This is a genomic window from Sphingobium sp. CCH11-B1 (genome assembly GCF_001556865.1).
GTDB lineage: Bacteria > Pseudomonadota > Alphaproteobacteria > Sphingomonadales > Sphingomonadaceae > Sphingobium.
Map to the genome: position 1 here is coordinate 11541 of NZ_LSJY01000175.1, position 17720 is coordinate 29260.

Below are 17720 nucleotides of genomic sequence, written 5' to 3' on the forward strand. Positions count from 1 at the left end.
AACTTGTTTCAGGGTCCAGTCCTCCCCACACGCGGTCGCTTGCGAAGCGCGATGGATGCTGAACAGGTTCAGCATGACGAGTGGAGAGGATGAACCTCAATCAGCCGCCTCCAGATGCCCGTGCGGCTGGGCCATCATCGGCGTCAGGCCGAGCTTACCGAGCAGCATCGCGTCCTTGTCATCCCCCGCATTGGCCGCCGTCAGCAGCTTGTCCCCAGTGAAAATGCTGTTCGCCCCTGCCATGAAGCACAGCGCCTGACACGCCTCGCTCATGCTCTCGCGGCCCGCGCTCAGCCGCACCATCGACCGCGGCATCACGATCCGCGCGACCGCCACGGTCCGCACGAACTCCACCTCGTCGATCTTCGCGAGCGGGGTGTCTTTCAACATGTCACCCAGCACCGTGCCCTCCACCGGAACCAGCGCGTTGATCGGCACGCTTTCGGGATGCGGCATGGTGGCCAGCGCGTGGAGGAAGCCGATGCGGTCGCTGCGCGTCTCGCCCATGCCGACAATGCCGCCGCAGCACACGTTGATGCCGGCGTTACGGACATTCTCCAAGGTCTCGATCCGGTCCTCGAACGTGCGCGTCGTAATGACGTTGGCGTAGTTTTCCGGCGACGTGTCGATATTGTGGTTGTAATAATCGAGGCCGGCATCGGCGAGCTGCCTTGCCTGCCCTTCGTCCAGCATCCCCAGCGTCATGCAGGTTTCCATGCCCATCGCGCGCACGCCCTGCACCATCGCGACCAGCTTTGGCATGTCGCGCTGCTTGGGGTTGCGCCAGGCCGCGCCCATGCAGAACCGGCCGGAGCCATGATCCTTCGCCTGCGCGGCCGCTTGCAGCACGGCCTGCACGTCCATCAGCTTTGTGGCCTTGAGGCCGCTGTCCGCTTCGGTCGATTGCGAGCAGTATCCGCAATCCTCCGGGCAACCGCCGGTCTTGATCGACAGCAGGGTGGAAAGCTGCACCTCATTGCGCGGAAAGTTCGCGCGATGGATCGATTGCGCTTCGAACATCAGGTCATTGAACGGCAGGTCGAACAGTGCGGCGATTTCCTCGCGGGTCCAGTCGGTGCGGGGGGTATTCATCAAGCGGCTTCCTCCAGCCCCGCCGGGGGCATGTTGTGGCCGAGGAGGCGCAGCACGCCGGCGGCGCACTCCACGACATTGGAACCCGGTCCATAAATGCCCTGAACGCCCGCGTCACGGAGGAAGTCATAATCCTGCGGCGGGATCACGCCGCCGGCGATAACCTTGATGTCGCTGCGGCCATGTTCACGCAGCTTCTGGATCAGTTCGGGGATCAGCGTCTTGTGCCCCGCCGCCAGGCTGGACGCGCCCACCACATCGACGCCGCTTTCGAGCGCCAGCACCACCGTTTCCTCCGGCGTCTGGAACAGCGGCCCCGACACCACGTCGAACCCCATGTCGCCAAAGGCGGACGCGATGATGTTGGCGCCTCGATCGTGTCCATCCTGCCCCATCTTCGCAACAAGAAGCTTGGGCTTACGACCGAGGCGCCGTTCGACGGCCTGCACGCCGTCGAGTACCTGTTTCCAGCGACTGTCATCCTGGTAGGGCGCGGCGTAGACGCCCTTCACCGGCGTCGGCTGCGTGCCGTAGCGCTGGAAACTGTCTTCCATGGCGGAGGAGATTTCGCCAAGCGTCGCGCGCGCGCGGGCCGCTTCGACCGCGTGGGCGAGAAGATTATTCTCGACGCTCTGCGGTCCCGCCGCCGCCTTGCGCAACGCCTCCAGTGCCGCCTGGCATGCCGCTTCGTCGCGTTCCGCCTTGACCCGGTTGATGCGCGCGATCTGCGCCTCGCGCACCTTCGTATTGTCGACCTCCAGCGTCTCGAGCAGATCCTCGCTGGCCAGGCGATATTTGTTGACGCCGACGATCACGTCCTCGCCCCGGTCGACGCGCGCCTGCCGCGCCGCCGCCGCCGTCTCGATCATCGCCTTGGGCCAGCCCGCCGCCACGGCCTTCGCCATGCCGCCTTCGGCCTCGACCCGGTCGATGATCTCCTGCGCGGCGTCCACCAGTTGTTGGGTCAGCGCCTCGACATAATAGCTGCCGCCCAGCGGATCGACGACATTGCACATGCCGGTTTCTTCCTGGATCACGATCTGCGTGTTGCGCGCGATGCGGGCGGAAAAGTCGGTGGGGAGCGCAATGGCTTCGTCGAGCGCATTGGTGTGCAGCGACTGGGTGCCGCCCAGCATCGCGGCCATCGCCTCGATCGTGGTGCGCATGACGTTGTTATAGGGGTCCTGCTCGGTCAGCGACACGCCGCTGGTCTGGCAATGGGTGCGCAGCATCTTGGACCGCTCGTCCTGCGCGCCCAGCTTCGTCATGACGCGGTGCCACAGCACGCGGGCGGCGCGCAGCTTGGCGATTTCCATGAAGAAGTTCATGCCGATGGCGAAGAAGAAGGACAGCCGCCCCGCGAACTTATCGATGTCCAGCCCGCTCGCCACGCCATAGCGGACATATTCCGCGCCGTCAGCGATGGTGAAGGCCAGTTCCTGCACCTGCGTCGCGCCGGCTTCCTGCATATGATAGCCGGAAATGGAGATGCTGTTGAACTTGGGCATCTCGCGGGACGTGTAGCCGAAAATATCGCTGATGATCCGCATCGAGGGTTCGGGCGGATAGATATAGGTGTTGCGGACCATGAACTCCTTGAGGATGTCGTTCTGGATAGTGCCGTCGAGCAGCTTGCGCTCGACCCCCTGCTCCTCGCCCGCGACGATGAAGAAGGCCAGGATCGGGATCACCGCGCCGTTCATCGTCATGGAAACCGACATCTGATCGAGCGGAATGCCGTCGAACAGGATCTTCATGTCTTCGATCGTGTCGATCGCGACGCCCGCCTTGCCGACATCGCCGACGACGCGCGGATGGTCGCTGTCATAGCCGCGATGCGTGGCAAGGTCGAAGGCCACCGATAGCCCCTTCTGACCGGCGGCCAGGTTGCGGCGGTAGAAGGCATTGGATTCCTCGGCGGTCGAAAAGCCCGCATATTGGCGAATGGTCCAGGGACGCCCGGCATACATGGACGCGCGGACGCCGCGCGTGAAGGGCGCGAAGCCGGGCAGGCCCGGATCGACCGTCACGTCCTCCGCCGTGTAGAGCGGTTTCACCGTGATCCCTTCCGGGGTCTGCCAGTTCAGGTCCTTGCCCTTCACCTCCTTGGCGGCGGCGGCGGACCACTGGTCCAGCGTTGGCTTCTCGGTCATCAAAGTCCCTTACCCACTTCCCCTCTCCCGCCTGCGGGAGAGGATCCTGTCTCAATGCGCGCCCTTGGGCGTTTCCATGATCTCGGTCAGCACCCCGTTCATGTCCTTGGGGTGGACGAAGAAGATCGGCGTACCGTGCGCGCCGATGCGCGGTTCGCCCAGTATCTTCTTACCCAGCCCCTCGAACCAGGCCTTGGCTTGCATGATGTCGGGTACTTCATAGCACATATGATGCTGCCCCCCCGCGGGGTTCTTGGCGAGGAAGCCATGGATCGGGCTGCTCTCCCCAAGTGGCTCGATCAGCTCGATCTGCGTTCCCGCCGTGCCGCCCTCGCCAGGCGTGTCGACGAAGCACACCTTCACCCCCTGCGCGGGAAGGTCGAACGGCTCGTGCGCCAGCGTCGCGCCCATCACGTCGCGATAATAGGCGAGGCTCGCCTCCAGCGATGGCGTTGCGACGCCGATGTGATTGAGACGCCCGAGCTTCACGCGACCGCCTCGATTACCATGGCGATGCCCTGCCCGCCGCCGATGCACATGGTGACGAGCGCATATCGCCCGCCGGTCCGTCTAAGTTCATAGGCCGCCTTGATCGTCAGGATCGCGCCCGTCGCGCCGATGGGATGTCCCAGCGAAATGCCCGACCCGTTGGGATTGGTCTTTGCCGGATCGAAGCCCAGTTCCTTGGCCACCCCGCACGCCTGCGCGGCAAAGGCCTCGTTGCTTTCGATGACGTCCATCTGGTCCAGGCTCAGCCCCGCGCGCGCCAGCGCCACGGGCACCGCCTTTACCGGCCCGAGCCCCATGACATTGGGCTCGACCCCCGCATGGCCCCAGCCGATGATCTTAGCCAGCGGCTTCAGGCCCTTCTCCGCCACGGCCTTGCCGCTCGCCAGCACGACGGCGCCACCGCCATCATTGATGCCCGACGCATTGCCGGCCGTGACCGTACCGTCCTTTTTGAACACGGGTTTCAGCGCCGCCATCCCCTCGGCCGAAGCGTCGGCGCGGACATGCTCGTCGGTGTCGAACAGGGTGACGCCCTTTCGCGTCTTGATCTCGACCGGGACGATCTGCTCCTTGAAATAGCCCGCCGCGATCGCGGCCGCCGCGCGCCTGTGGCTCTCGACCGCCGCCGCGTCCTGCTCTTCGCGACTGACGCCGCAACGCTCGGCCACATTTTCCGCCGTCACGCCCATATGGATATTCTCGAACGGATCATGCAGCGCGCCGAGCATGGCGTCGATCATCTCGATATTGCCCATCTTCTGCCCGTTGCGCGCAGAGAGCACCATATGCGGCGCATTGGACATGGATTCCGCCCCGCCGGCCACGGCAATATCGTTTTCGCCCAGCGCAATCGCCTGCGCGGCCGACACGATCGCCTGGAGCCCCGATCCGCACAGCCGATTGACGTTCATCGCCGGCGCATCGATCGGGATGCCCGCGTTCACCGCTGCGACGCGGCTCACATAGGCGTCCTTGGGCTGGGTCGGCACCACCGTCCCGATCACGACATTCTGCACGTCGGCAGGTGATATGCCCGCCCGCGCGATCGCTTCCTTGATGACGATCGCGCCAAGCTCCGCCGGCCGCAGCGAAGCCAGCGATCCGCCGAAACTGCCGATCGCGGTCCGCGCCCCGCTGACGATGAAGATGTCATTGCTCATAATGCTCATGCCGCTCCGCTCATGCCCGCTCACAGCGGAATATTGTCATGCTTCTTCCAGGGGTTTTCCAGGCCCTTGTTCCGCAGCTTCCGCAGCCCCAGTGCGATCCGCTTGCGCGTCGAATGCGGCTGGATCACCTCGTCAATGAAGCCCTTGCTCGCCGCCACGAAGGGGTTGGCGAAACGATCCTCATATTCCTTGGTCCGCGTCGCGATCTCTTCAGGCGTCTTGCCGCGAAAGATGATCTCGACCGCGCCCTTCGCCCCCATCACCGCGATTTCGGCGGTCGGCCAGGCATAGTTGAGGTCGCCGCGTAGATGCTTGGAGCTCATCACGTCATAAGCGCCGCCATAGGCCTTGCGCGTAATCACCGTGATCTTGGGCACGGTCGCTTCGGCATAGGCGAAGAGCAGCTTCGCGCCGTGCTTGATGATGCCGTTCAATTCCTGCGCCGTCCCCGGCAGGAAGCCCGGCACGTCCACGAAGGTCACGATGGGGATTTCGAACGCATCGCAGAAGCGCACGAACCGCCCCGCCTTCTTGGACGAATTAATGTCAAGCACGCCCGCCAGCACCATGGGCTGGTTGGCGATGATGCCCACCGTCTTGCCTTCGATCCGACCGAAACCGCAGAGGATATTGCCCGCATGGGCTGGCTGCACCTCGAAAAAATCGCCCTCGTCCACGACCTTGCGGATCAGTTCATGCATGTCATAGGGCTGGTTGGCGTTGGCCGGGATCAGCGTGTCCAGGCTTTCTTCCTGCCTGTCCCAGGCGTCGGCGGTGGGCCGCTCGGGTACGGGTTCGCGATTGGAAGCGGGAAGGAAATCGACGAAATCGCGCACCGCCAGCAGCGCCTCGATATCGTTCTCGAACGCGACGTCCGCAACGCCCGACTTGGTCGTGTGCGTCACCGCACCGCCCAGTTCCTCCTGGGTGACGACTTCGTTGGTGACCGTCTTGACCACATCCGGGCCGGTCACGAACATGAAGCTCGAATCCTTCACCATGAAGATGAAGTCGGTCATCGCCGGCGAATAGACAGCGCCGCCCGCGCATGGCCCCATGATGACGCTGATCTGCGGCACGACGCCTGAAGCCAGGACGTTGCGCTGGAAGATTTCGGCATAGCCGCCCAGCGATGCGACGCCTTCCTGGATGCGCGCGCCGCCGCTGTCGTTGAGGCCGATCACCGGCGCGCCGACCTTCATCGCCATGTCCATGATCTTGCAGATCTTCATCGCGTGCCGTTCCGACACCGCGCCGCCATAGACGGTGAAATCCTGGCTGAACACAAACACCAGCCGTCCGTTGATCGTCCCAGACCCGGTAACGACGCCATCGCCGGGAACATGTTCGGCATCCATGCCGAAATCGACGCAATTATGCTCGACATACATGTCGAGCTCCTCGAAGCTGCCTTCGTCCAGCAGTACGTCCAACCGTTCGCGCGCGGTCAGCTTGCCCTTGGCGTGCTGCGCGTCGATGCGCCGCTGGCCGCCGCCCATGCGCGCGGCTTCTCGCTTCGTTTCAAGCTGTTCGATGATGGCGAGCTTCGACATGATCGCGGCGTCTCCCAAAAACTGTGTGGATGCTCCTTTCAGTCCCCGACAATTTTCGCAAATGCAAATTTGCCAATTTGCAAATCTCAACTTCGCAAAATAGAAGAGGCAGAACATCCATTCTGACCATCCCGGCGAAGGCCGGGGCGGCAATTTGAGGACAACATACCATGGCACGCGGCAACCGCATCTTCGCCGGCCCCCGTTTGCGCCAGCTTCGGCTCGACCATCGCATGGATCAGGCGACGATGGCGCTCGCGCTCGGTATCTCCGTCTCCTACCTCTCCCAACTCGAAAATGACGACCGGCCTTTGACGGCGAAGGTGAAGGCCGCTGTCGCCAGCGCCTTCCCAACCGATTGGGCCAGCTTCGACAGCCGGGAGGAGGAGCAATTGCTGGGGGCCTTCACCTACGCCCTCGCTCATCCCGAACTGCCAGGCGCGCCGATGGAGCCCGAACGCATCGAGAAATTGCACCTGCAATTTCCCGAGTTCGCCGCCCGCTACGTCGACCTCTACAACGCCCATATGCGCGCGAATGAGCGGATCAACATGATCGAGGAGGCGATCGCCAACGATCATGAAGTCCAGGCGCGCCTTCCCTGGGAAGCCGCGCGCGACTGGTTCCACGAAGCGGGCAACTATGTCCACACGCTCGATTGCCTTGCCGAGGAGATGGCCGAGAGCATCACGCATGGGCAGGTGCTGGACGAAGGCATGCTGGTGGAGGCGCTCGCCCGCCGCCATGGTATCGCGACACTGATCGCGGAAACCCCTGACAGCGCGCTGCGCGCCTATCGGGCCGCCGAACGGCAACTCTTCATCAACGCGGCGCTGCCGACCGAAAGCCGCAAGTTCATGCTCGGGCATCAATTGATGATGCTGGAGGGGCAGGCGGTGATCGCCGATGTCGTGGACAAGGCCGCTCTGCCCGTCCCCGGCGCGGACCGGCTGCTGGCGATCGGCCTTGGCAACTATGCGGCCGGCGCGCTGCTGATGCCCTACGCCCCCTTTCGCGAGGCAGCGCGGGCCATGCGGCACGATATAGATCGTCTCGCCCGCACCTTCGGCGTCAGTTTCGAGCAGGCCTGCCATCGCCTGTCGACGCTGCAAAGGCCGGGGTTGCGCGGCATTCCCTTCTTCTTCTGTCGCGTCGACATGGCCGGCAACATCACCAAGCGTCACAGCGCGACCCGCCTGCAATTCGCCCGCTTCGGCGGTGCCTGCCCCCTGTGGAATGTCCATGAAGCCGTCGCCGTCCCCGATCGCATCAATGTACAGCTAGGCGAAACGCCCGACGGCGTCCGCTATGTCTCTATGGCGAAAGGGCTCGTCAAACCGTCCGGCAGCTACAAGCGCACCCCGCGCCGCTTCGCCGTGGTGCTGGGCTGCGAGATCGCCCATGCGGCGAACTTCGTTTATGCCGACGGGCTGCAACTGGAGGTGGAAGGCGCTGCTACGCCCATCGGCATCACCTGCCGCCTTTGCCCCCGCCAAAGCTGCGACCAGCGCGCCTTCCCGCCGGCGGACCGGCCAATCCATGTCGACCCGGACAATCGGCAGATCGTGCCCTATTGGATCGGCTAAGGCTTGGTCCACCCTGTGGAAAGCGGCCCTGTCGCTCGTCTCTTCATGCGCCTAGGGTGACGATATGAGCGACACGGACTGCCTGACGACATGGGAAGACGCGCTGGATCGCGACGGTTATGCGCGCATTCCCGGCGCACGGGCGCGCGATGCTCTGGGCATAGGCGACGCGGATTGGGCGGACTTCGCGCAAAGCTGGAACGATCTGGGGCCTGACCTCTACATGGCCGATGGCGGGCGATATCGCCGCCGCCGCCACGCCGCCTTCGCGCTGGAACAAGGCCATTTCCTCCGCAAGCCGCACCAGCCCCATTATCAGAGCCGCGACTATAATCCGCTCAATGGCGACGTGCAGCGCTGGTTCGATCCAGTCGCCGAAACCACGATGGCTTCACCTGCGATGCAAGCGATATTGCGCTTTGCCGCTGACAGCTTCGATATCGCGCAGCAGGGCCGCTGGCATGTCGAACTGCACCAGTTCCGCATCGAGGCGAAGGCGGGCGAGGGAGGTCGGCCGACGCCCGAAGGCATGCATCGCGATGGCGTGGACCGGGTACTGGTGATGCTGCTCGAGCGGCGTAACGTGCGCGAAGGCGTGACCCGCATAGGCGCGCCCGATGGCCGCCCGCTCGGAGAATTCACCCTCATCGATCCGGCAGACACGATGCTGATCGACGACCGGAGAATCTTGCACGGCGTAACGGAAATCCACCCGGTCGATGCCACCCAACCGGCCTGGCGCGACGCACTGGTCGTGACTTTTACGACTGTCAGCTAAACGGAATTAACCATATTCAGCAACGATTGCGTGGGTCCGATCTGCGATAGCAAAGATATGGAACCGCTCAAGATACTCATAGTCGATGATTCCCTTACCATTCGCGCGATGCTGGAGGAAATCTTGGCGCGTGAGGCGCATTTCGAGATTTGCGGCATGGCATCCAGTGGCGATGAAGCGTTGGCCATGGCCAATCGTTCCCTGCCCGATGTCATCCTCCTGGACCTGGGCCTGCCGGGGATAAATGGCATCGAATTTCTCGATGCGGTTCATGACCATTGGCACAAAATGCATGTGATCGTGGTGTCGTCATCAGCCGTGAAAAACTCGCCCCGGTGTCGGGAAGCGTTCGACCATGGTGCGGAAGCCTGCTTCAACAAGGCACGGATCGTCCAGGCAAGTTCGGAACTTACCGCCCTGATCGAAGAAGTCGCCAAGGAGCGATTCCGTCGCGGCAATCACAAGGGAGACGCGGTCACCCTGCCATCGCGCGCACCCGCCACGACCGAATCCCCCGCGCAAAAATAGCGCCTATTTCAGCAGAACCAGTTCTTCCGCCATGCTTGGATGCAGCGCGACTGTGTCGTCGAAATCCTGTTTGGTGAGTCCTGCCTTCACAGCGATGGCCGCAGCCTGAAGGATCTCCGGCGCGTCCGGGCCGATCATGTGCAGCCCCACGACCCGGTCGGTGGTTGCATCGACAACCATCTTGTAGAGCGCCCGCTCATCCCGCCCGGCCAACACATTCTTCATCGGCCGGAAATCGGATGTATAGATCTTCACCGTGCCCAGCTTGTTGCGCGCCTCCGCCTCGGTCATGCCCACGCCGGCAAGTGGCGGGTGGCTGAACACGGCGGACGGTACGCAGCGATAATCGACCGTGCGGGGATTATTGCCGAACACCGTATCGGCAAAGGCATGGCCCTCGCGGATCGCGACCGGGGTCAGTTGCAGGCGGTCTGTGACGTCGCCCACCGCATAGATGCTCTCGCAACTGGTGCGGCTATGTTCATCGACCTTGATCGCGCCCTTGTCGGTCAGCTCGACCCCGGCATGTTCAAGGCCCAGCCCTTCGCTATGCGGCCGCCGCCCGGTGGCGAACAGCACCACATCCGCCGCCACCGGATCGCCGCTTTCGAACCGGACGCAGAGCGTTCCGTCCTCATTCTTCTCGATCCGCTCCATCTTCGCGTTGAACCGGAAATTGATTCCCTTCGTCATGGAAATTTGCAGCAGCCGGTCACGGATCTGCGCATCATAGCCGCGCAGCAGGTCGCTGCCGCGGTTCACCATCGTCACATGGCTGCCGAGCTGGTGGAAAATGCCGGCAAATTCATTGGCGATATAACCGCCCCCGACGATGACGATGCGCCCCGGACATTCGGGCAGATGGAACACTTCGTTGCTGGTGATGCCAAGTTCGGCGCCGTCGATCTCGGGCAAGACCGGCCAGGCGCCGGTCGCCACCAGGATCACCTTCGCGCTGACGTCGCGTCCGCTCGCCAGCCTGACGCCATGCGGCCCGGTGATCGTAGCGCGCTCGCGGATCACCTCGACCTTGTGATTGTCGAGCGTGTTGCCGTACAGACCCTCCAGCCGGTCCACTTCCGCCAGCACATTGTCGCGCAGCGTCGCCCATTCAAAACCGCATTCGGGCACGTCCCAGCCGAAACGGCGCGCATCCTTCAGATCCTCGGCAAAATGCGCGCCATAGATGAGCAGCTTCTTGGGAACGCAGCCCCGGATGACACAGGTGCCGCCAACGCGATATTCCTCCGCCACCGCGACCTTCGCACCATGCGCCGCCGCCACGCGCGACGCGCGCACGCCGCCCGATCCAGCGCCAATGACGAAAAGGTCGTAATCAAAGTCGCTCATCAAAGGCCTCCGCTTGTGTGAGGCGGATATGGCGGGTGAGGGAGTGAGTTACAAATGGAAACCCACCCCTCTTCCTAAAGGCGAGAAGCCAACGTCATTCGCCCAGCGCCAGCCCGATCAGCGCCATGGTCGACGGGTCGAAGCCGCTGGGGCCATCGGCCTCGATGGACTTGGCGATCTCCTTGCCCAGTTCCACGCCGAACTGGTCGAACGGGTTGATGCCCATCAGCACGGCGTTCGCGAAAACGCGATGTTCGTAGAAGGCGATCAGCGCGCCCAGCGCCTCGGGCGTCACATCATCCAGCAGGATGGTCGTGGAAGGCCGATTGCCTGGATAGGCGCGCGCCGGGTCATCGGCATTGTCCTTGCCGCGCATCAGCGCCGCGCCCTGCGCGAAGCAGTTGACCAGCAACGCCCGGTGGTGCGCCGGATCCAGCGTATTGCCGGGTTCGATCGACGCGATGAACTCGACGGGGGTCAGGATCGTGCCCTGATGCAGCAGCTGGAACACTGCGTGCTGCGCGTCCGTGCCCACGCCGCCCCAGGTGATGGGCGCGGTCGGACCATCCACCGGGGTGCCGTCGCGCTTCACGCTTTTGCCGTTACTCTCCATCTCCAGTTGTTGAAGATAGGAGGGCAGCAGCGCCAGCCGCTCGTCATAAGCGAACAGAGCGCGCGTCTGGCAACCCAGGACGCCGGTATAATATTGATCGACGAAGGCGGCGATCAGCGGCGCATTTTCGGCGGGGGGAGACAGGCGGAAATGCCGATCCATCGCCGCCGCGCCCTCCAGCAGGCTTTCGAACGCATCCCACCCCAGCGCCAGCGCAGCCGGAAAGCCGATCGATGACCAGAGCGAATAGCGGCCGCCCACCGATTCCGCGAAGGGCAGAATGCGCGTCTCGTCCACGCCCCATTCGATTGCCTTGTCCGGCGCCGCTGTCAGCGCGATCACCTTGCCATAGGGATCTTCCACGCCCGCCTCGACCAGCCAGTTGATCGCGCTGGCGGCGTTCAGCATCGTTTCGGTCGTCGTGAAGGTCTTGGACGCGACGGCGATCAGCGTGGCATGGGGGTCGAACCCCTCGATGGCCCGTTCCAAAGCGGTGCCGTCCACATTCGAGACAATCGCCACGTCATAGCGCACGCCGTCGCCGTCCAGCGCGTCCACGATCAGCTTGGGGCCGAGCGCCGATCCGCCGATCCCGATGTGCAGGATATGGCGCACATCGCCCAGCGCGCCTGCTTCGATCGCGTCGATCAGCGCGCGCATCCGCCCGTGCAGCACCTTGGCCCGCCCCACGCTATCAGCATTGCCCTCGCCGCGTTCAGCAGGATGTTCGGCCGCGCGCCCCTCTGTGTTGTTGACGGCAAAGCCCGAGAAAAGCGCATCGCGCTGCCCGGCAAAGCCCTGCTCATCCGCCAGCTTGAGGAATCCGGCCATCACGTCGTCGGTCAGGTGCGTCTTCGACCAATCGAACCGGATCGGGCCCTGCCGCAGCACCAGCTTTTCCAGCCGGTCGGGATCGGTGTCGAAGATGGATTTAAGTTCGGCTTGCGGAAGCGCGGCGATGGCCGCCAGTGCAGGGCTGGTCATGCGAAAAGGAATCCTTTGTGACGTTGGTCGAGATCGACGCTGCACCGGTCGATTCTGTCTCTTCCTAGACAGATTGATCATGCAATGCACCATCCGCCATGCTTGACGCGACCGGAACGACGCCTCAAAAGCCGCAACGAGCCTTTTCCAGGCCGAAAGAAGGACGAAAAGCACCCTCCATGACCGCCAAATCCGAAACGCGGGACTTCCTCTGGTTTCTCGTCAAGCTGGGGCTGTTCGTCTTCATCCTGCGCAGCTTCATCGTCTCGCCCTTCAACATTCCATCGGAATCCATGCAGCCGCGCCTGCTGATCGGCGATTATCTGCTGGTTGCGAAATGGCCCTATGGCTATTCGCGCTACTCCCTGCCGTTCAGCGTGCCGCTCATTCCGGGCCGCGTCCTCGCCGCGACGCCGCAGCGCGGCGACGTGGTGGTGTTCAAGGCGCCGCCGAACCAGAAGAACGACTATATCAAGCGCGTGATCGGCCTTCCCGGCGACATGGTCGCCGTGCGTGGCGGCACCGTTTACCTCAACGGTCAGGCGATACCTAAGCAGAAGGTTGCCGATTTCGTCATCCCGGTAACGCCGAACATGGTCGACGCCGCCGACAAGGAAGGCGCGCCTTCCCCCTGTTATCGCCCCAATTTCGAAGAAGCCGCGCCCGGCGGCGGTCGCCAGTGCCGCTATCCCCAGTTCCGCGAGACGCTGCCAGGCGGGAAAAGCTACAATGTCCTCGACCTGATGCCGGACGGCGCGGCGGACGACCGCGACACGGTGCTGGTGCCCGAAGGCCATCTTTTCATGATGGGTGACAATCGCGACCGCAGCGCCGACAGCCGCTTCCCGGCCGTCGAAGGCGGCGGCATCGGCCTCGTCCCCGAAAAGAATCTAGTGGGCAAGGCGCTGATCTCGGTCTTCTCGACCGACGGTAGCGCGAACTGGCTGCTCCCCTGGACCTGGTTCACTGCCGCCCGCTGGAGCCGCATCGGGGAAGGCTTTTGAGCAAACCGGACACCGATGCCTGGCTGAAAGACCTTATCGGACGCGCGCCGAAAAATCGCGCCGCCTTCGACCAGGCGTTGACGCATGGCAGCGCCAGCGCAGTCAATTATGAGCGGGTCGAGTTTCTTGGCGACCGGGTACTTGGCCTGCTGGTGGGCGAATGGGTCTATGAACGGTTCTCCGACGAACCGGAAGGCAAGCTTTCCCGGCGCTACAACGCGCTCGTCTCTGGCGAGACCTGCGCGGAAATCGCCCGCGACGCCGGGGTGCCGGAACATCTGATCCTCGGCAAGCAGGCCCGCGACGATGGCGCGGCGGACAGCGACAATGTGCTCGGCGACGTGATGGAGGCGCTGATCGGCGCGCTCTATCTGGAGGGCGGGCTGGATGAAGCCCGCATCCTCGTCCGCCGCCTTTGGGGCGATCGCGTCGATACCCAGACCAGTGCACCGCGCCATCCCAAGTCCGCGCTGCAGGAATGGGCTGCGGCCAACAAGCGCAAGCCCCCGGAATATGCGCTCGTCGACCGTTCCGGCCCGCAACATGCGCTGCGCTTCACGGTGAACGTCTCGATCAAGGGCGCGGGCGAAGCCAGCGCCAGCGGCGGGTCGAAGCAGGAGGCGGAAACGGCAGCGGCAAAGGCGCTGCTGGAGAAATTGGCGGGCTGAGCCCGGATCATGCTAAACCATGCTCCTGCTTCCGCGGGAGCAGATGTTATCGAACGAATGGAACGAATTTGACGGCCGAAATCGAATCCCAACGCTGCGGCGTCGTCGCCATCGTCGGCGCGCCCAATGCGGGCAAGTCGACGCTGGTCAATGCGCTGGTGGGGCAGAAGGTGGCAATCACCAGCCCCAAGGCGCAGACTACCCGCACCCGCGTCATGGGCGTCGCCATCGAGGGCGATGCGCAGATCGTGCTGGTCGACACGCCCGGCATCTTCGCGCCCAAGCGCCGGCTGGACCGCGCCATGGTGCAGGCGGCCTGGGGTGGCGCGCAAGGCGCTGACCTCATCACCCTCATCGTCGATGGCAAGGCAGGCCTTGGCCCCAAGATGGAGCCGATCGTCGAGGCGCTGGTCCATCGTCCTGAACGCAAATGGCTGATCCTCAACAAGGTCGACATCGCCATCAAGGAAAAGCTGCTGGTCCACACCCAGAAGCTGTATGAGCGGATAGGCTTTGAGGAGACCTTCTTCATCTCTGCCCAGACCGGCGACGGCCTTGGCGAACTCAAGACTGCCTTTGCGAACGCCATGCCGGAAGGGCCGTGGCATTTCCCCGAGGATCAGGTCTCCGACGCCACGGACCGGATGCTGGCGGCGGAGATCACGCGCGAACAGCTCTACCACCAGCTCCACGCCGAACTGCCGTACGCCGCTGCCGTCGACACCGAGCAATATAAGGAGCGCGAGGACGGATCGGTAGAAATCCACCAGCAGATCCTGGTCGCCCGGCCGACCCAGCGCGCCATCGTGCTGGGCAAGGGTGGCCAGCGCCTCAAGGAAATCGGGTCGAAGGCGCGGGCCGAACTGGCGAGCCTGCTCGGCGTCAAGGTCCACCTTTACCTGCATGTCAAGGTGAAGGAGGATTGGGAGGACGACCGCTTCATCTATCGCGACATCGGCCTCGACTGGGTGGACTGACCGGCTTTAGGGCCTCGCCTCTTCAGGTAGCAGGAACCGCAGCGGGCTGGCCACCGCATCCTGCGCCCGCACGGGCGCGCTCGCGCCAAGGCCAGCCGCGACGATGGCGTATCCCAACAACCGTGCGATCATGCTTCGTCTCCCTTCCTTTGATAAAGGGGGCTGACGAAGCAACCCGGTCAATCCACGCTGGCCGTCGGCTTTTTCGTCGCCGGCTTCTTCGCCCCAGCCGGCTTCTTTGCCGGCGCCTTCTTCGAAGCCGCTTTCTTGGCCGGGGCCGTTTTCCCCTTCTTCGCCGGCGCCGCCGCCGCGCGCGCGTCGATCAACTGCGCCGCCTCCTCCAGCGTCAGCTGATCCTGCGCCACGGTCTTGGGCAGGGTCGCATTGGTCGTGCCGTCGGTGACATAGGCGCCGTAGCGCCCCTCCATCAGCCTGATCTCCGCCTCGGTGCGCGGATGCTTGCCCAGCACCTTCAGCGGCTCGCGCGCCGCGCCCCGTCCGCCCCGGTTCGCCGCCTCGGCCAGACGCACCACCGCGCTGTTCATGCCGATCTCGAAAATCTCCGCCGTACCCGACAGCTTTCCATATTTGCCGTCGTGCAGCAGATAGGGGCCGAACCGGCCGATATTGGCGACGATGGGGAGCCCGGTCTCCGGGTGCAGCCCCACCTCGCGCGGAAGACTGAGCAGCTTCACCGCCCAGTCCAGCGTCATCTCGCCGTCGGGCAAATCCTTCGGAATCGAGCCGCGTTTCGCCTCCTTGCCCTCGCCCATCTCGATATAGGGACCAAAGCGCCCGGATTTCTTCACGATATCCTGCCCGGTCTCGGGATGCTGCCCCAACACCTCGGGGCCCGTATCCTCGCCTTCCTTGCCCCCTGGCTGGCCGAACTTGCGGGTATATTTGCACTCCGGATAGTTGGAGCAGGCGATGAATGCGCCGAAGCGTCCACCGCGCAGCGACAATTGCCCGTCGCCGCACAGCGGGCAGGCGCGCGGATTGCTGCCGTCCGCCTTGGGCGGAAACAGCATCGGTTCCAGAAACTTGTCGAGCGCGGCGGTAATGTCGGACGGTTTCTGCTCCATTACCTCGGCAGTCTTGGGCTTGAAGTCGCGCCAGAAGGCTTCGAGCACCGCCTGCCACTGGGCGCGCCCGCCGGAAATCTCGTCCAGCTCGTCCTCCAGCCCCGCCGTGAAGTCGTAGGACACATAGCGCTCGAAAAAGCGTTCAAGGAACGCCGTCACCAGCCGCCCGCTCTCCTCCGCGAAAAAGCGGTTTTTCTCGATCCGCACATAGTCGCGGTCCTTGAGCACCTGAAGCGTGGACGCATAGGTGGATGGCCGGCCGATGCCCAGTTCCTCCAGCTTCTTGACCAGCGAGGCTTCGGAATAACGCGGCGGCGGCTGGGTGAAATGCTGCTCGGCCGTGACCTTCTTCTTTGCCGGCGCATCGCCTTCGCTCATCCGCGGCAGCAGCTTGGAATCGTCGTCCTCGCTGTCGTCCCGCCCTTCCTCATAGAGTGCGAGGAAGCCAGGGAAGATCACCACCTGCCCGGTCGCGCGCAGGGCATGCTGCCCGGTGCCGTCCACCAGATCGACCGTCGTCCGCTCCAGCCGTGCGCTCGCCATCTGGCTCGCCAGCGCGCGCTTGAAGATGAGGTCGTAGAGCCGCGCATGATCGCCGCTGCCTACCTTGTCACGGCCGAACTCGGTCGGGCGGATCGCCTCGTGCGCTTCCTGCGCATTCTTGGCCTTGGTCTGATACTGGCGCGGCTTTTCCGGCAGGTAGCCACCATCATAGCGTTCCGCGATCGCCCGCCTCGCAGCCGAAATGGCGCTGCCGTCCATCTGCACGCCATCGGTCCGCATATAGGTGATCGCGCCATCCTCATAGAGTTGCTGCGCGATCCGCATCGTATGGCTTGCCGAAAAACCGAGCTTGCGCGCGGCTTCCTGCTGCAACGTCGATGTCGTGAAGGGCGCGGGAGGGTTGCGGCTCACCGGCTTGGTCTCGACCTTGTCGATCGTGAAGCGACCCGCTTCCACATCGGCCTTGGCCGCCATTGCGTCGCCCTCCCGGCCGATGGTCAGCCGCTCGATCTTCTCCCCCTTCCAGCGAACAAGCCGCGCGGTGAAGGCTTGCCCGTCCTGCTCCATTTCGGCCGCGACGGACCAATATTCCTGGGGGACGAAACTCTCGATCTCGCGCTCCCGTTCGACTACAAGGCGCAGCGCGACCGACTGCACCCGCCCGGCGGACTTGGCGCCCGGCAGCTTGCGCCACAGGACCGGCGACAGGGTAAAACCCACCAGATAGTCGAGGGCCCGACGCGCCCGATAGGCATCGATCAGATCCTCGTCCAGCGCGCGGGGCTGCGCCATCGCTTCGGTCACCGCCTGCTTGGTGATGGCGTTGAACGTAACGCGATCCACCTTCTGCGGCAGCGCTTTCTTGGCGCGCAGCACCTCCTGCACGTGCCAGCTGATCGCTTCCCCCTCGCGATCGGGGTCGGTCGCCAGGATCAGGCGATCCGCCTTCTTCGCCTCGTCGGCGATGGCTTTCAGCTGCTTGCCCTTGTCGCCATAATTTTCCCACGACATCGCAAAGCCATTGTCGGGATCGACCGATCCGTCCTTGGCCGGCAGGTCGCGGATATGGCCGTAGCTGGCAAGGACGTGGAAATCGCCGCCCAGATATTTTTCGATGGTCTTCGCCTTGGCCGGCGATTCGACGATAACAAGCTGCATGGATGCCC

General features: G+C 63.9%; 15 protein-coding genes. 6 read left to right on the forward strand and 9 right to left on the reverse strand.

Annotated elements, in window-relative coordinates; all coding sequences use genetic code 11:
- Positions 1 to 96: 96 nt before the first annotated feature.
- The 5 genes from bioB to AX724_RS17400 are packed head-to-tail and all read right to left on the reverse strand — an operon-like array spanning position 97 to position 6477.
- Positions 97 to 1092 carry a biotin synthase BioB gene (gene bioB, locus AX724_RS17380; protein WP_066768771.1) on the reverse strand — a complete coding sequence of 332 codons (996 nt, stop codon included), beginning with the start codon at positions 1090 to 1092 and terminating at the stop codon, positions 97 to 99.
- Entirely contained in the window at positions 1092 to 3245 is a 2154-nt protein-coding gene (gene scpA / locus AX724_RS17385) for a methylmalonyl-CoA mutase (protein WP_066768773.1), read from the reverse strand. The genes bioB and scpA overlap by 1 nt, the downstream gene beginning before the upstream one ends.
- Before the next feature lie 51 nt (positions 3246 to 3296).
- Entirely contained in the window at positions 3297 to 3734 is a 438-nt protein-coding gene (gene mce, locus AX724_RS17390; RefSeq protein WP_066768775.1) for a methylmalonyl-CoA epimerase, read from the reverse strand.
- The gene (locus AX724_RS17395) at positions 3731 to 4915 is read right to left on the reverse strand and encodes an acetyl-CoA C-acyltransferase family protein (protein ID WP_066768778.1); all 1185 of its coding nucleotides are present in this window, start codon (positions 4913 to 4915) and stop codon (positions 3731 to 3733) included. The genes mce and AX724_RS17395 overlap by 4 nt, the downstream gene beginning before the upstream one ends.
- 29 nt (positions 4916 to 4944) lie before the next feature.
- The gene (locus tag AX724_RS17400) at positions 4945 to 6477 is read right to left on the reverse strand and encodes an acyl-CoA carboxylase subunit beta (protein WP_066768981.1); all 1533 of its coding nucleotides are present in this window, start codon (positions 6475 to 6477) and stop codon (positions 4945 to 4947) included.
- A 170-nt stretch (positions 6478 to 6647) separates the two neighbouring features.
- Between AX724_RS17400 and AX724_RS17405 the strand changes: the two genes are divergently transcribed.
- The 3 genes from AX724_RS17405 (at position 6648) to AX724_RS17415 (ending at position 9369) form a co-directional block, all read left to right on the forward strand.
- A complete protein-coding gene (locus tag AX724_RS17405; protein ID WP_066768787.1) occupies positions 6648 to 8063 on the forward strand; it encodes a helix-turn-helix domain-containing protein in 1416 nt (471 codons plus the stop codon).
- Positions 8064 to 8127: 64 nt separating this feature from the next.
- A complete protein-coding gene (locus tag AX724_RS17410) occupies positions 8128 to 8841 on the forward strand; it encodes a 2OG-Fe dioxygenase family protein (protein ID WP_066768793.1) in 714 nt (237 codons plus the stop codon).
- Positions 8842 to 8898: 57 nt separating this feature from the next.
- Complete coding sequence (locus tag AX724_RS17415; RefSeq protein WP_066768795.1) at positions 8899 to 9369, forward strand: response regulator; 471 nt, start codon at positions 8899 to 8901, stop codon at positions 9367 to 9369.
- A gap of 3 nt (positions 9370 to 9372) precedes the next feature.
- Here AX724_RS17415 and gor read toward each other — a convergent pair whose 3' ends face one another.
- Positions 9373 to 10719: a glutathione-disulfide reductase gene (gene gor / locus AX724_RS17420; RefSeq protein ID WP_066768797.1), complete on the reverse strand. Its 1347-nt coding sequence runs from the start codon at positions 10717 to 10719 to the stop codon at positions 9373 to 9375.
- 94 nt (positions 10720 to 10813) lie between these two features.
- Positions 10814 to 12316 (reverse strand): glucose-6-phosphate isomerase, encoded by a 1503-nt coding sequence (gene pgi / locus AX724_RS17425; RefSeq protein ID WP_066768799.1) that lies wholly within the window; start codon positions 12314 to 12316, stop codon positions 10814 to 10816.
- A gap of 179 nt (positions 12317 to 12495) precedes the next feature.
- Here pgi and lepB point away from each other — a divergent pair, with 179 nt between their 5' ends.
- The 3 genes from lepB to era all read left to right on the forward strand — a co-directional run bounded on the left by lepB (position 12496) and on the right by era (position 14965).
- Positions 12496 to 13320: a signal peptidase I gene (gene lepB / locus AX724_RS17430; RefSeq protein ID WP_066768801.1), complete on the forward strand. Its 825-nt coding sequence runs from the start codon at positions 12496 to 12498 to the stop codon at positions 13318 to 13320.
- Entirely contained in the window at positions 13317 to 13988 is a 672-nt protein-coding gene (gene rnc, locus AX724_RS17435; RefSeq protein WP_082733587.1) for a ribonuclease III, read from the forward strand. The genes lepB and rnc overlap by 4 nt, the downstream gene beginning before the upstream one ends.
- 68 nt (positions 13989 to 14056) lie before the next feature.
- A complete protein-coding gene (gene era / locus AX724_RS17440) occupies positions 14057 to 14965 on the forward strand; it encodes a GTPase Era (RefSeq protein WP_066768806.1) in 909 nt (302 codons plus the stop codon).
- A gap of 6 nt (positions 14966 to 14971) precedes the next feature.
- Here the strand turns inward: era and AX724_RS24760 are convergent, their stop codons facing one another.
- Complete coding sequence (locus AX724_RS24760) at positions 14972 to 15097, reverse strand: hypothetical protein (RefSeq protein WP_269454167.1); 126 nt, start codon at positions 15095 to 15097, stop codon at positions 14972 to 14974.
- Between the two features lie 47 nt (positions 15098 to 15144).
- Complete coding sequence (topA, locus tag AX724_RS17445; protein ID WP_066768808.1) at positions 15145 to 17712, reverse strand: type I DNA topoisomerase; 2568 nt, start codon at positions 17710 to 17712, stop codon at positions 15145 to 15147.
- Positions 17713 to 17720 lie beyond the last annotated feature (8 nt).